The sequence below is a fragment of the Streptomyces sp. NPDC019396 genome (genome assembly GCF_040632375.1).
GTDB lineage: Bacteria > Actinomycetota > Actinomycetes > Streptomycetales > Streptomycetaceae > Streptomyces.
On sequence record NZ_JBEYBS010000004.1, the window covers coordinates 251,844 to 263,991 of the forward strand.

The 12,148-nt window shown below is 69.1% G+C and carries 14 protein-coding genes and 2 pseudogenes; 5 read left to right on the plus strand and 11 right to left on the minus strand.

What is annotated here, in order from left to right; genetic code table 11:
• Positions 1-16: 16 nt before the first annotated feature.
• The gene (locus ABZ532_RS06610; RefSeq protein ID WP_361280019.1) at positions 17-1,537 is read right to left on the minus strand and encodes a CehA/McbA family metallohydrolase; all 1,521 of its coding nucleotides are present in this window, start codon (positions 1,535-1,537) and stop codon (positions 17-19) included.
• A gap of 172 nt (positions 1,538-1,709) precedes the next feature.
• On the opposite strand from ABZ532_RS06610, the gene ABZ532_RS06615 reads away from it, so the two are divergent.
• A complete protein-coding gene (locus tag ABZ532_RS06615) occupies positions 1,710-2,543 on the plus strand; it encodes an LLM class F420-dependent oxidoreductase (protein WP_361280020.1) in 834 nt (277 codons plus the stop codon).
• A 141-nt stretch (positions 2,544-2,684) separates the two neighbouring features.
• On the opposite strand, the gene ABZ532_RS06620 is transcribed toward ABZ532_RS06615, so the two are convergent.
• Positions 2,685-3,200, minus strand: a complete 516-nt coding sequence (locus ABZ532_RS06620; protein WP_361280022.1) for an excalibur calcium-binding domain-containing protein — start codon at positions 3,198-3,200, stop codon at positions 2,685-2,687.
• A gap of 223 nt (positions 3,201-3,423) precedes the next feature.
• Complete coding sequence (locus ABZ532_RS06625; protein WP_361280023.1) at positions 3,424-3,813, minus strand: DUF6086 family protein; 390 nt, start codon at positions 3,811-3,813, stop codon at positions 3,424-3,426.
• Positions 3,814-4,551: 738 nt separating this feature from the next.
• On the opposite strand from ABZ532_RS06625, the gene ABZ532_RS06630 reads away from it, so the two are divergent.
• Positions 4,552-4,911, plus strand: a complete 360-nt coding sequence (locus ABZ532_RS06630) for an RNHCP domain-containing protein (protein WP_361280126.1) — start codon at positions 4,552-4,554, stop codon at positions 4,909-4,911.
• 103 nt (positions 4,912-5,014) lie between these two features.
• Here ABZ532_RS06630 and ABZ532_RS06635 read toward each other — a convergent pair whose 3' ends face one another.
• Together ABZ532_RS06635 and ABZ532_RS06640 are read right to left on the minus strand one after the other, a co-directional pair.
• The gene (locus tag ABZ532_RS06635) at positions 5,015-5,929 is read right to left on the minus strand and encodes a serine hydrolase (RefSeq protein ID WP_361280024.1); all 915 of its coding nucleotides are present in this window, start codon (positions 5,927-5,929) and stop codon (positions 5,015-5,017) included.
• Positions 5,926-6,810 (minus strand): LysR family transcriptional regulator, encoded by an 885-nt coding sequence (locus tag ABZ532_RS06640; protein WP_361280025.1) that lies wholly within the window; start codon positions 6,808-6,810, stop codon positions 5,926-5,928. Before ABZ532_RS06640 ends, ABZ532_RS06635 begins: the two co-directional genes overlap by 4 nt.
• A gap of 110 nt (positions 6,811-6,920) precedes the next feature.
• Between ABZ532_RS06640 and bla the strand changes: the two genes are divergently transcribed.
• On the plus strand, positions 6,921-7,838 hold the full coding sequence (bla, locus tag ABZ532_RS06645; RefSeq protein WP_361280026.1) for a class A beta-lactamase: 918 nt from the start codon (positions 6,921-6,923) through the stop codon (positions 7,836-7,838).
• Positions 7,839-7,866: 28 nt separating this feature from the next.
• Here the strand turns inward: bla and ABZ532_RS06650 are convergent, their stop codons facing one another.
• Both ABZ532_RS06650 and ABZ532_RS06655 read right to left on the minus strand, forming a co-directional pair.
• Positions 7,867-8,118, minus strand: coding sequence for a DUF397 domain-containing protein (locus ABZ532_RS06650; protein WP_361280027.1), 252 nt, complete (start codon positions 8,116-8,118; stop codon positions 7,867-7,869).
• Complete coding sequence (locus ABZ532_RS06655) at positions 8,115-8,981, minus strand: helix-turn-helix transcriptional regulator (RefSeq protein WP_361280028.1); 867 nt, start codon at positions 8,979-8,981, stop codon at positions 8,115-8,117. The genes ABZ532_RS06650 and ABZ532_RS06655 overlap by 4 nt, the downstream gene beginning before the upstream one ends.
• 135 nt (positions 8,982-9,116) lie before the next feature.
• Between ABZ532_RS06655 and ABZ532_RS06660 the strand changes: the two genes are divergently transcribed.
• Positions 9,117-9,536: an ATP-binding protein gene (locus ABZ532_RS06660; protein WP_361280029.1), complete on the plus strand. Its 420-nt coding sequence runs from the start codon at positions 9,117-9,119 to the stop codon at positions 9,534-9,536.
• Here the strand turns inward: ABZ532_RS06660 and ABZ532_RS06665 are convergent.
• Entirely contained in the window at positions 9,533-10,657 is a 1,125-nt protein-coding gene (locus ABZ532_RS06665; RefSeq protein WP_361280030.1) for an NADAR family protein, read from the minus strand. The genes ABZ532_RS06660 and ABZ532_RS06665 overlap by 4 nt on opposite strands.
• Before the next feature lie 174 nt (positions 10,658-10,831).
• On the opposite strand from ABZ532_RS06665, the gene ABZ532_RS06670 reads away from it, so the two are divergent.
• Complete coding sequence (locus ABZ532_RS06670; RefSeq protein WP_361280031.1) at positions 10,832-11,059, plus strand: hypothetical protein; 228 nt, start codon at positions 10,832-10,834, stop codon at positions 11,057-11,059.
• A gap of 18 nt (positions 11,060-11,077) precedes the next feature.
• Here the strand turns inward: ABZ532_RS06670 and ABZ532_RS06675 are convergent.
• From ABZ532_RS06675 to ABZ532_RS06685, 3 genes and pseudogenes are all read right to left on the minus strand, one after another.
• A pseudogene (locus ABZ532_RS06675) lies at positions 11,078-11,197 on the minus strand (IS5/IS1182 family transposase); the annotation flags it as partial.
• A 73-nt stretch (positions 11,198-11,270) separates the two neighbouring features.
• Complete coding sequence (locus ABZ532_RS06680; RefSeq protein WP_361280131.1) at positions 11,271-11,702, minus strand: hypothetical protein; 432 nt, start codon at positions 11,700-11,702, stop codon at positions 11,271-11,273.
• A 186-nt stretch (positions 11,703-11,888) separates the two neighbouring features.
• Positions 11,889-12,043 (minus strand): annotated as a pseudogene (locus ABZ532_RS06685) (IS5/IS1182 family transposase); the annotation flags it as partial.
• Positions 12,044-12,148 lie beyond the last annotated feature (105 nt).

The window sequence follows — 12,148 nt, forward strand, 5'->3', positions numbered from 1 at the left end:
TGACCGAAGTAGGGCCCTACCCAAGGAACACGGGATTGGTGAACGCCGCCAGGGGCCCCGGGAGGCCCGGGATCGGCACCACCGGCGGGTGGCGCACCTCGGCCCGTACATACGCCGCGTACGCCGCCGTTGTCCGCCACTCCACCGCGCCCGGACCGTCCGTCGGCAGCGTCACCGTGTGCAGCACACCCTGGTCGGTGACGATGCGGGCCGTGAGGCCGGGGGCGCCCGCGACCTCCAGCCGGACCGTCACGGGTTCGTCGGCACCGACCCGCAGGCGTTCGCCGATGCCCGCGCGGCGGCCCCGGCCGTCCACCGCGCCGAAGGACAGCGAAACGGCCGACGACTCGGCGACGTACGAGCGCCCCGCGCGGATGCCGTCGAGGATCGCCTCACGGGTCAGGTCGTCCGCGAGCACCACCGTCTGCGGGGTGCCCACCGCGTCCGGGTCGCGGTGGGCGTCGCTGCTGCCCATCGCGGGAGTCCAGCGCGCTCTGCCACCTGTACGGAGGGTGCTGTCCCAGTCCATGAGCGACACCTCGTCGTCCGGGGTGTAGGGACCGTTCCACACCTCGATCGCGTCCGCCTCGCCGAATCCGAACTTCCATGCGCAGCCGATGCAGTTGGAGTGCGGATGGGCCGGGACGACCAGCCCGCCCGCGCGCCGGATCTCGCGGGCGAAGTGGCCGAACCGGTTGTCGCGCGCCCGGTAGCGCCAGTCGACGAAGGTGCCCGGGTCGGTGCCGATCGCGACGACATGCCCGTTGCGTGTGGTGACCTCCTCACCGAGCAGCACGAGCAGGTCGTCACCCGCGGCGTCCGCCCACGCGCCGTGTCCCGCATGGGTGTTGTGCTCGCTGCTGTTGACGAAGTCGAGCCCTGCGGCGCGGGCGAGCGCCGCGATCTCGGCGGGGGTGCGCCTGCCGTCCGAGTGCCAGGAGTGCAGATGGCAGTCACCGCGGTACCAGGCCCGCCCCCGCCCCCTGGCCCGCTCGGGCGGGTGAACCGTCCTGGGGGTCCTGGCCGTGGGGCCGTATGTGAGCGTGACGGTCACTTCGTAGGCGAGGCCCTGCGGTGCGACGGTGTACGGTCCGAGCGCGACATGCCAGGTCCCGGCGCGTACCGGCCCGGCGACATAGCCCGGTGTCGCTTCGTCCCCCCGGATGAAGAACTCCCCGCGCGCTCCGCCCGACCAGCCCCGGAAACCCTCACCGCCGAGCTCCGTGCCCCGCTCGTCGAAGATGCCGATGTCCAGGGCGTTTCCCTGGGTGCCGGGCGGGACCTGCGGCTTCTCGTACACGTACGAGACCTTGATCCCGCACACCCCGCGCGGGACCTCCACGGGCAGGTACACGTAGTCCGGCGACCCGGGCGGCAGGGTGCCGCGCACCACCTTGGTGGTGGGGCCCGTGCCGTCCGCTGCTGCTCCCGCTGCCTCGGCGAAGCTCACACCGCCCAAGGTAAGGGCGGCGGCGCCGCCCGTCACGAACAGTCCGCGTCTGCTGATCGAGTGGTTCGAGTGGTTCGAGTCGCACATGCCGTCGGCTCCCGGTGGTGAGAGGGACAGGAGTGGTGCGCTACCACTGGTACCGATGCGTGAACGCGACGGCAAGGGGTATCGCGGCGCTCTCGAAACCGGGCACCGTACGGCATACCTTGGGCTGCCACCGAAGTGCCGACGGAGCCTTGAGAGCTGACGGAGGACGCACATGCGGATCTCGACCACGATCTTCCTCACGGACGAGACGATCACGCCCGTACGCCTGGCCCGGGAGCTGGAGGAGCGCGGCTTCGCCGGGCTGTACCTGCCCGAGCACACCCACATCCCCGCCGAACGGACCACCCCCTATCCCGCGGGCGGTGAACTCCCGGCCGAATACGGCCGCACGCTCGACCCCTTCGTCGCTCTCGGCCAGGCCGCGGCCGTCACCACGACCCTCGGCCTCGGCACGGGCGTCACCCTCGTCGCCCAGCACGACCCGATCGCCCTCGCCAAGCAGATCGCGACCCTGGACCACCTCAGCGCCGGCCGTCTCACCCTCGGTGTCGGCTTCGGCTGGAACAAGGAGGAGGCGGCCGACCACGGCGTCGAGTGGCGCACGCGGCGCGAGCTGGGCCGCGACCGGATGCACCTGATGCGTGCGTTGTGGTCCGACGAACCCGTCGCATACAAAGGCGACTTCGCCTCGGTCCACGCCTCGTACGCCCACCCCAAGCCCTACTCCGGCGGTGCCCCCCGCACCCTCGTGGGCGGCGGCGCCGGCCCGAAGCTGTTCGCCCACATCGCCGACTACGCGGACGGCTGGCTGCCGATCGGCGGTCGCGGGCTCTCGGAGACGGTCCCGGTGCTCCGCGAGACCTGGGAGAAGGCGGGCCGCGACCCGGGCGCCCTCCAGATCGTCCCGTACGCGGTGCTGCCGTCGGCGGGGAAGCTGGAGTACTACGCGGAGCTGGGGTGCGAGGAGGTCGTGCTCCAACTGCCCTCGGCGGGGGACGGCAAGGTGCTGCGGGTGCTGGACGACTACGCGGGGTACCTCGGCTGAGGCCGCTGTGGCATCAGGCCGGAGCGCCGGGACCACGCGCCCGGTGACCTCGCCGAGACCGAACCGCACACCGTCAGGGCCGGGCGCCCACGCGGTCATGGTGACCACGTGGCCGTCCTCCGGATCCGTCCCCGGCCGTCCTCACTCGCAGGCGACGCCGTCGCCGTCCCGGTCGAGATGGCGGCCGTAGCCCGGGTCCCCGACACGAACGGGCGCGGCACCGGCGGCCCTGGCGGCATCGCAGTTCCGGTAGTAGGCGTTGTCGTCGGAGTCACCCCCGTCTCCGGATCCGGCGCCGTCCTGCTCGGCGACGCTCTCCGTCACCGTGACCTCCACCCGCACGTTCTTGGTGACGGTCGCCTTCGGCACCGCCTTCGCGGCGGGCGGAGTGGCCGTGACGGTGGCTGTCGCGGTGGTCGTCACGGTCGCCGTGGGCCGTGCGTCCGCCGCCGCGAGGGCCTTCTTGTCGCTTGCGGAACCCTCCCCGGCGCCCGCGATACCGATCCCGCAACTCCCTGCCAGGAAAGCCGTGGCGGCGATGGCGACCCAGAACGCGGGCCGGGAGACCAGGCGCGACCGGGCCTGGGGCGGCATCGGGGGAAAGCCGGGGGGTATCGGTCCGGGGTTGGGGTTGGGGTTGGGGTTGTACGGGTGCATGGGTCCCCCTCCACCTACGTCTCTATGTGAGGTGGGTCACAGTAGCCGGAAGGGGCATGCGGGGTCAGGGGTTTGGCCGGATCGGCGGGGAGGCAGGGCCCGGGCGGGGTGGCAGGGGTGGGGTCATCGCGGGCGCGACGCCGCGCGGACCCCCATCGTTGGGCACCATTCGACTACGCAGAGTATGGAAACTCTTGACTTCGGAAACGCGGGATCCGGCCGGTCAGGGCGATACAGCAGGCATCAGGGCCGCCACCTTCTCGCGTAGTTCCGCCTGCCAGGTCGCGGGATCCTCCCGGAGTGCGTGATCGAGGGCGTCCCAACGCACCTCGATCCGGGCACGCTCGGCCAGGGCGAGGGCCGTGGCCACGAAGCCCTCGGAGAGTGCCACCAGCACGGTGTGGCCGTGCGCGCGGTGCCATGCCAGCAGGGCGTTCGCAAAGGCCCCGTAGGCCACCGGGTCGACCTGGCACTCGTCGGCGACCATCGGTCCGATACCGGACGCGATCCCCAACTCGTCCTCGAAGAGAGCCACATGGCGAAGAAACACCCGGGCGACCCCGGTGGCCGGGTTCCACAGCGTCTCGTCACCCAAGTCGAAGTACTGGCTCATTCTGTCTCTCCCCGCACCACGCGTGTGCTGATGTTCCACTCCCGTGGAGGCTCGGCGTCGCAGAGGACGCACAGGTCGTCCTCGTCTGCCTCGCGTACGGCGTTCAACCGCTCGCACACCCGCGCAGCGCCGGACGACCACTTCGTACATTGAAGCGGTCGGGCCGCGCCAACCCTGTCCGGGAAGCCGGGCCGGCCCCGAGGCCGTCAGGTCACTCGGCTGGATGCAGGGCCTCCGCCACGGCCGGCTGCTCGCCGGGATGCCCGGCCGTCGACGCTCGGCTGCCCGCACGGCTTCGTCAGCGCCCTGACCAGCGCTCTTCCAGACTGCTGCCGGCTCACGATTAGCATGGGAAGAGCCTCCGCGGCCACACGGACAGGCCACGGAGAACCCACAGCCAAGGAGGTGGCGTGATCACGATGAAGCATGCCGCTGCTGACGCTGCCTGACGGGGGACGGCGCCCACGGCAGTGAGACTGGACGGACACCTACCGGCGGCACGTGGTACCCCCGCGTGACAGTGGCTGGGACAAACACACAAACCCAGTCGTGGTCCGGATCCAGAGCTGCGAACGCACTCTGGTGAAGCTGGAGCCGGAAGTAATCGCCCGCCTTGAGCGGCGGTGAACCGCGTCACTCCCCAGTCAAGCCTGCGACCCCTGCTCCGGCAGGGGGAGAACGAACGGAACCCTGCGCCTCCGAGTTGAAGACCCCTTCGACTCGCTGAGGAGCGGCATCATCAGCAGAACAACCGAAAACACCGGCTTCACCTGCGGAAACTGCGGCAGGGCGGTCGCGCCGGTGGTCAACGGAAGCTACCGCAACCACTGCCCGCACTGCCTGCACTCGCTGCACGTGGACATCTCGCCCGGAGACCGTGCCAACGACTGCCGCGCGCTCATGCGCCCGGTCGCCGTCGAGCACCACTCCGCCAAGGGCTACATGATCGTCCACCAGTGCACCGGCTGCGGCACCCGCCGTCGCAACCGCATGGCCGACGACCCTCACCAAGGCGACGACCTCGACAGTGTCCTCGCCCTCATGCGGCTCGGCCTTCACGAAGCCGGACACACAAACCGGCGCCGGACACACATCTGACGCCTCTGCGGCTCCCGCCCCCCGGCGGGAGCCGCTCTCCGATCCAGCCCACAGCTCGAAGCCCAACACCCGGCACCACCCCCTGGGATGGGATACGGGTGCCTCACCACCGCCGCAGTTCGTCCCGCAGCCTCCGTGCCACCTGCGCCATCAGCGCCTCCGCCCCCGGCTGGCTGCTCGCCGGGACACGGGACTCGGTCAGCACGGCCACGGCGAAGGCCTGGCCGTCGGCGTGTTCGACCACGCCCACCTCGTGGCGGAGGTTCAGCAGCGTGCCCGTCTTGGACGACCAGGTCGAGGCGTCGGAGCTGAAGTCCGGTGCCAGCCGGTGCCGCAGGACGTTGTCAGCCAGGAGGGTCCTGGTCCGTGCGGCCGTGCCGGGGTCGACCGGCGACGGTGTCGTCCACAGGGCTTGCAGCAGATCCGCGAAGGCACGCGCCGTGCCCGTGTTGGCCCGGGTCACATCGAGCTGCGGCAGCCGGTGGCCGCCGCCGCCCGTGCCCGCGTCGATCGCCAGTGTCTGGGCGAGATGCCCGTGCGCCGGGTCCAGGCGCTCCGCGGGGGTGTCGGTCAGCTCGCGCATGGGGTGGCGGACCGTGAGGCCGCGATGCAGCCCCAGTTCGCGGAGGATTCCCGCCACCTGCTCGGGCGGGGTGAGCGAGAACAGCGCGTCGGCCGCCGTACTGTCGCTCAGCGAAGTGCTGAGGTACAGCAGATCGTCGACCGCGACCCGGGCCGGATGGCGGAAGCGGCTCAGCCCGGTCGGCCCGGGGGTGGTGACACCGCCCGGCTCGACGTCGAGAGCGGTCGATCCGTCGAGTTCGCCGCGCCGGATGCGTTCCAGCGTGGCCAGCGCGAGCGGGATCTTGACGAGGGAGGCCACCGGCCGCTCGATGTCCGGGTCGATGGCGAGTTCATCGCCCGTGCGCAGGTCCCGTACGAGGAACGAGCCGGCGAGCCCGCCGTCGTTCAGCTCGTCGCGCAGGTCCGCCAGCAGCCTCTCGCCACCGCTGTTCATGCAGCCTCCTTGCCTTCCGCGCCCAGGCAGCGCCCGAGTGCCTCCCCGAGCCGCGTACGCAGACGCTCCGGATCCCCGGCCGCCGTCGCCGCGACCGCGTACCCCCGCACCAGGCTGGTCTCCCCGATGGGCCGCCAGTGCAGCGCGAGCTCCGCCGCCTGCGCCGCCGAGCACAGCAGCAGATCCGCCCCGCGCAGCACCTCCGCCACCGCGAGGGTCAGACTCGGTGCCACGACGAGCTGAGCGGGCCGCAGCCCGAGCGCGTCGCACTGCCGCGTCAGCGGATCGCGGACATGCGCCACAGCGTCCTCCGGCTGCATCCAGACCCGGCGCGGGGGACCGGAGTCGGTCCGTCCGACCCGCAGCGAGTCCAGGTACGTACGTCTCGCCCGCGACGCCCGCGCCCCGGCGAGTCCCAGCGGTACGGACCACACGGCCTGGTCCGACGGTACGGCCACGAGCGCCGCGCGGACCTCACCGGAGCGGGCGAGCGCGGCCCGCTCCACCGGCTCCGCGACATGCGGCTCCAGCGATACGTCCACCTCGCGGGCATCGGCGACCAGCCGGGCGAGGCCCCCGGTCGAGCCGAGATCGGGCACGGCGAGCCGCACCGGCTTGCGCTTGGCGGTCTCCGCCTCACGTTCCAGGGCGTCGGCGGTCGTCACGAGCCGCCGCGCCACCGGGAGCATGTCCCGCCCGAACGGCGTGAGCGTCGCCCGCCTCGGCGTCCGCTCGAAGAGCTGCTCCCCGAAGTGCTTCTCCAGCGCGGCGACCCTACGGCTGGCGACGGACTGCGACATCCGCGCGGCAGCCGCCCCCACGGTGAAGCTCCCGCGCTCGCTGACGCTGACGAAGGCGCGGCACGCTGCGACGACATCCATGGCCTCCGACCCTATGCCGAAACGGCATGGAACCACGCATTCCCGTCTTGGACCGCATATGTCCAGGTGGGCGAGGGTGAGCCCACACGAGACCTACGGAGGTTCGCACCATGCGCCACCAGACCCCCGCCCGCCGCGCCGCCCTCGGCGCGCTCGTCACGCTCGCCCTCGTCCCGCTCACCGCCTGCGGCCAGACGGCCGACACCTCCTCCATGTCGACGGTGTCGTCGTCGGAGGCGGCCAAGCCGTTCGAGTCGTTCAAGGGGCTTGAGCGGAAGTACGACGCACGACTCGGCGTGTACGCCATCGACACCGCCACGGGCCGCGAGGTCACCTACCGGCCGGACGAACGCTTCGCGTACGCCTCCACATCCAAGGCCCTGATCGCCGGTGCCGTGCTCCGTGCGTACGGCAACGGCAGCCGGCTCGACAAGCTGATCCGGTACGGGCAGGACGACCTGGTCGACCACTCGCCCGTCACGGAGAAGCACACCGGCACCGGTATGACGCTGCGCGAACTCTGCGACGCCGCCCTCCGCTACAGCGACAACACCGCCGCGAACCTTCTGTTCGACGCACTCGGCGGCCCCAAGCAACTGGACTCCATCCTCGAGAAGCACCTCGGGGACAAGGTGACCCAGATGGACCGCTACGAGACGGAACTCAACGAGGCGACCCCCGGCGACCCCCGCGACACCAGCACCCCGCGCCAACTCGCCCGGGACCTGCGCGCCTTCGTGCTCGGCAAGGCACTCAAGAAGGAAGAGCGGGCACAGCTGACCCAGTGGATGCGCACCAACACCACCGGCTCCAAGCTGATCCAGGCAGGCGTCCCCAAGGGCTGGACCGTCGCGGACAAGAGCGGCGGCGGTCGCTACGCCACACGCAACAACATCGCCGTGGTGTGGCCCGGCGGCGGCGCGAAGCCCATCGTCATGGCCGTCATGTCGACCCGCGACCGCGAGGACGCCGAGTGGAACGACGCCCTCGTCGCGGACGCGGCATCGGTGGTGGCGCGGTCCCGGTGAGGCTGGCAAGGCCTCCCGAGGGCTGCGGCTACGGCTGCGCCTGGGCGGCGTAGGAGACGAAGGCGGCCCAGGGGGCGGGGGCGAGGTCGATCCGGGGGCCGGTGGGGTTCTTGGAGTCCCGGACGTGGATGGTGGTGGGACAGGCGGCGACTTCGAGGCACTCGCCGCCTTCGCCACCGCTGTAGCTGGACTTGCGCCACTCGCAGGCGACTTCGATGCAGTTACCGCCTTCCTGACCGCTGTAGCTGCTCTTGAACCAGTCGAGTTGTGTGGTGTTCATCGCTCTCCCAGCAACTTCTCGATCAGGGCCAGCGACTCCCGCGGAGTGAGAGCCAGTGCCCGCATGATCCCATAGCGTTCGCTGAAGTAGCGGACTTCCTCCAGGTCAGAGATCAGCCGTGGGTAACCGTAGTTCTCGGTGTACGCGACCTGCTGACGACCCTTCGGAGTCAACAGGGTGAACGCGCCGTCCATGCTCGGGTGTTCCTCACAAGTGGTCGGCAACACCTGGAGCTGGACCGTTCTCCGCTGCCCTGCTTCCAGCAGTCGCTGCAACTGGTATTTGAGAACGGGCTGTCCGCCGATCGACCGCTGGAGCACGACTTCCTCCAATACGAAGCTGAAGGTCGGTGCGGGCCAGTGATCGAAGATCCCCTGCCGGGCCAGGCGGTCGGCCACGCGCTTGTCGATGGTCTCCTCGTCCAGCAGCGGCCGTCGTCGGGCGAAGATCGCTCGCGCATAATCCGGGGTCTGAAGCAGACCGGGAATGGACTGGTTCGCGTAGTAGTGCAACGCGACGGCGTTCGCCTCCGCTTCGGCGAAGTCCCGGAACCAGTCCGGATGCCGCACCCGCGCCTTCGCCAAGGCCTTCTCGACATCCGGAATCGCCGCCGTCAGCACTCCGCGCGCATCCAGCACGGGTTCCGCGCGCACCAGGAACTCCGGCTGGGGAGTGCGGACGGCCCGTTCCATCGCGGAGACCAGCGACTCCCCGCAGTGGGTCGCCGTGGCCAGCTCCTTCTGACTGAGCCCGGCGGCCTCGCGCAGCGCCTTGATCTGCTTGCCCAGCGAACTGAACAGGAGTGCCGTGCCATCGACCTCGACGGGCCGTGCCGGCCGCTCCTCACGCTCCGCGTTGCCCATACCCCGTACCGCCCTTGCCCGCCGCAGTGGTCACGGTCGACGCCTCGCACAGAGCCGGTGCTGTACCCGTACAGCTACGCTCCGTCGCGCCGTCACTACTGGAAAGGGTACGCACGACCAGCCACGCTCGGTGACATGAAGACCGAAATCGCGACCCTCAAGGATGAGTTCACGCAGCGCCTCAGCTCCACCAGACGAGGCGCCCGGCTGGCCCGCCACCTGGCGGTGCACCGCATCGACGCGTGGGGCATCCCGTACGGCAGTGAACTCTCCGAAACCGCTGCCCTGATCGTGGCCGAGCTCGCCGCGAACGCGGTGACTCACGGCCGGGTCGTGGGCCGGGACTTCGAGCTGAGTCTGCTCCTCGGGTCGGGTGTCCTGCGCATCGAGGTCTCCGACACCCGTGGCGAGCGCGCCCCGGCCATGGCCGGGCAGCCGGCCGCCGACGCGGAGACGGGACGGGGGCTCCTGCTGGTGGACGCGCTCGCGTCGGACTGGGGCACGACGCAGCGCGTCATCGGCAAGACGGTGTGGGCCGAACTGCCGCTGTCCTAACCCGGAAGTCCGATCCCTGCTCGCCCTGCGTGCAGTTCGGAGCGTACGAGTTCGAGAAGGCGGCCGGTCCAGTTGCGCCCCCGTCCGCCGTTGTCGCCCCAGTAGCCGGAGTCCAGCTCGTCGTAGACCAGGGTCGCGTCGTCGGTGGCCAGGAGGATCTCCGCCAGGTCGGGGTGCTGCGCGTACTTGATACGCAGCAGTCCGGTCATGACGGCGGTGCGTGCCTGTTCCCAGCCCTCACGGCGGTCTGCCTCGGACGCGAGCTGCCGCGCGGCGAAGGCATGCTCCGCGGTGGCGATGGCCGTCCGTGTCTCGGGGTCGGCGACGGACAGGCCCCAGTAGGCGTGGGCGACGGATGTGTATGTGACACCGTCGATGTCGAGGGGGGCCGGGTAGTCGTTGCGAAGCCCCTTCATACCCGGGTCGTCCTCGGACTTCCTGGGGAAGCCCTGGTACAGATGCACCGCCGGTGCGTGCGAAGTCACCGGCCCGTCGGCGGGCACCCGGGAGCGGTGCGCGGCGATGCTCTGGGCCCGTTCCTCGAAGTAGGTGAGGGCGGAGTCGTAGGCCTTCTGGCTTATGGTCTCGTCCGGCCGGCTCTCCAACGTGCCACCCGGCCCCGCCACTAGCACCTGGAGCGGCCAGTCCTTGTGGTCCATGTCGCCGAGCGCGTAGAGGCGCTTCGACACCGGGATGGCGAGGTACGCCTCGCGGGCCGTGTCCCGGTTCTCCTCGGTCCGGTCGGCGAGGAACACCTCAACGGCCTCCATGCACCGCTCCGTCGAGTCCGGGCGCCCGTTCAGGCTCTCGATCGTGTCCCGCACCTCGGCCAGCAGCCACTCGGGCTCGATCCAGACCTGCGGCTCGCTGAACTTCCACATGGCCAGGTCATGCGCCGAGGCCTCGGCACCGTCCGGCAGCGTGGTCGCGACCCAGCCGCTGCGCAGCTTCTCCTCGAAGCCCTCGAGCGTGACCAGGCCCCAGCAGTCGATGAGCCCGTCGGCGTAGATGGCCAGGTCGGTGAGGAAGTAGCGCCCGCCGTTGCAGATGAAGGCGTGCCGCCAGGTACCGGGTATGCGGACCCCGTCCGCGACGCGATGGATGATGCGGTCTCCGAGCATCCGGCGATTCTGCCAGTGCGCCCTGGTCGGGCACGTGTATTAAAGACGCCGTTTCGTTTGGATGGAGGCATGGCAGGGTGCGCAGCGTGCGCGGGATGAGGCCCGAGTAGCCTCGGGCCTGAGGGCACAATTGTCCCTCGGGTGTGTGCTTCGTCGTCGTTCTACTGTGTCGGGATGATCCGACTCGTTGCGCAGGATGACACCGTCGAGCTCAGTGAAGAGCAGGCGTCAAAGATCACGTTCTGGCTGCTGGAGTTTCTGCCTGCACGCACTTGCGAGGTCAGCGTGGGGCCCGGGGCAGCGATCGTGGTGCCGGACCAAGACCGCGGTCCTGAATATCTCACGCCAGGGCTTCTCTCGCAGTTGGAAGCCCTGGTTGGCTGTGCGCTGCGCGTCAGCTGACTTCCTAGCAAACCGCCCTCACATGTTCAATCGGCGTTGGCAGGTGAGAGCGGCGGCTATGCCGACGAAGGCGAGGAAGTGTTCGGCCTTGCGCTCGTAGCGGCGGTGGAGCCGACGGCAGCCGGCTAGCCAGGACACCGCTTCTGCCAGCGCCTCTGGCGACCATAAGGAATACCCTTGCGGACCAACCTAATGTGTGAAATTTAGAGACTCACATGAAGTACGGGTAAATTTGCAGGTCTGAGGTGGTGAATTCAACTGAAGTTCCGATAGGGAGTGGCGTGATTGTAGCTGCTACTTCGACGAGGATGATGTCGTCTAGAACTCTAATCGTCACAACTTGATCGTCGTCGAAGGCTTGGATTGTTCCGCGGATTGTAACTGTATTGGTGGAATACTTCCCTACAGTTATGTGCTTTCCAGCCTCGGAGACGCTCCAGGAGGCAAGTGGATCTGGAATATCGAACTCTACGTCGTAGGTGCCCAGTTGGGGATCCCCATCTCCTCTCCAGTGGCCCCAGGCCCTGCCTGCTGGCCCATCGAATCCTACGGTCTTGAGCTCCCGGTTGAAAATTTCTTCGATTCTAATTTGCATTATTTCAACCCCAATGGAACCCGCACCATTGTATTGTCCACAATCCACGTGTTTGTTGGTGAATGGAAGGTCCAGGTTTCCATGTGGAAATGGAATTTTGTGGGTTTGCTGTTCATCGTGATTACCAAGTCTGATGCTCCGTTGTCCATCGGCCGATACGAGACGGTCGGCATCTGGTAGGCCTGTTCGGGGTTGGATATTGGTGTAGGGCCCGTCTCCAAGGAAATTCTCCCATGATCCGCGTTTGCCGCGATCGGTCGGAATTCGGTCCCGTCAGCGGCCCCCTTTGTCGCCCTCATGCTCACGGAGTCGATCGCGCATCTGGACCAGTCCAGCTCGCCCCGGGTGACGAGTTGGTCGAGGATGACGCGGTGGAGCCTGGCCCAGACGCGGTCCCGGCTCCACTGGTCGAAGCGCCGGTAAACCGTGGGCCAGGTGACGAAATTTCCGGATAGCCTTAATTGGTCCACGTCGCGGTCATGGCGGCGGCGCGG

Bases quoted from the DNA above. Each gene is read 5' to 3' on its own strand.
- ABZ532_RS06610 (WP_361280019.1), bottom strand. From the start codon at position 1,537: ATGTGCGACTCGAACCACTCGAACCACTCGATCAGCAGACGCGGACTG.
- ABZ532_RS06615 (WP_361280020.1), top strand. From the start codon at position 1,710: ATGCGGATCTCGACCACGATCTTCCTCACGGACGAGACGATCACGCCC.
- ABZ532_RS06620 (WP_361280022.1), bottom strand. From the start codon at position 3,200: ATGCACCCGTACAACCCCAACCCCAACCCCAACCCCGGACCGATACCC.
- ABZ532_RS06625 (WP_361280023.1), bottom strand. From the start codon at position 3,813: ATGAGCCAGTACTTCGACTTGGGTGACGAGACGCTGTGGAACCCGGCC.
- ABZ532_RS06635 (WP_361280024.1), bottom strand. From the start codon at position 5,929: ATGAACAGCGGTGGCGAGAGGCTGCTGGCGGACCTGCGCGACGAGCTG.
- ABZ532_RS06640 (WP_361280025.1), bottom strand. From the start codon at position 6,810: ATGGATGTCGTCGCAGCGTGCCGCGCCTTCGTCAGCGTCAGCGAGCGC.
- bla (WP_361280026.1), top strand. From the start codon at position 6,921: ATGCGCCACCAGACCCCCGCCCGCCGCGCCGCCCTCGGCGCGCTCGTC.
- ABZ532_RS06650 (WP_361280027.1), bottom strand. From the start codon at position 8,118: ATGAACACCACACAACTCGACTGGTTCAAGAGCAGCTACAGCGGTCAG.
- ABZ532_RS06655 (WP_361280028.1), bottom strand. From the start codon at position 8,981: ATGGGCAACGCGGAGCGTGAGGAGCGGCCGGCACGGCCCGTCGAGGTC.
- ABZ532_RS06660 (WP_361280029.1), top strand. From the start codon at position 9,117: ATGAAGACCGAAATCGCGACCCTCAAGGATGAGTTCACGCAGCGCCTC.
- ABZ532_RS06665 (WP_361280030.1), bottom strand. From the start codon at position 10,657: ATGCTCGGAGACCGCATCATCCATCGCGTCGCGGACGGGGTCCGCATA.
- ABZ532_RS06670 (WP_361280031.1), top strand. From the start codon at position 10,832: ATGATCCGACTCGTTGCGCAGGATGACACCGTCGAGCTCAGTGAAGAG.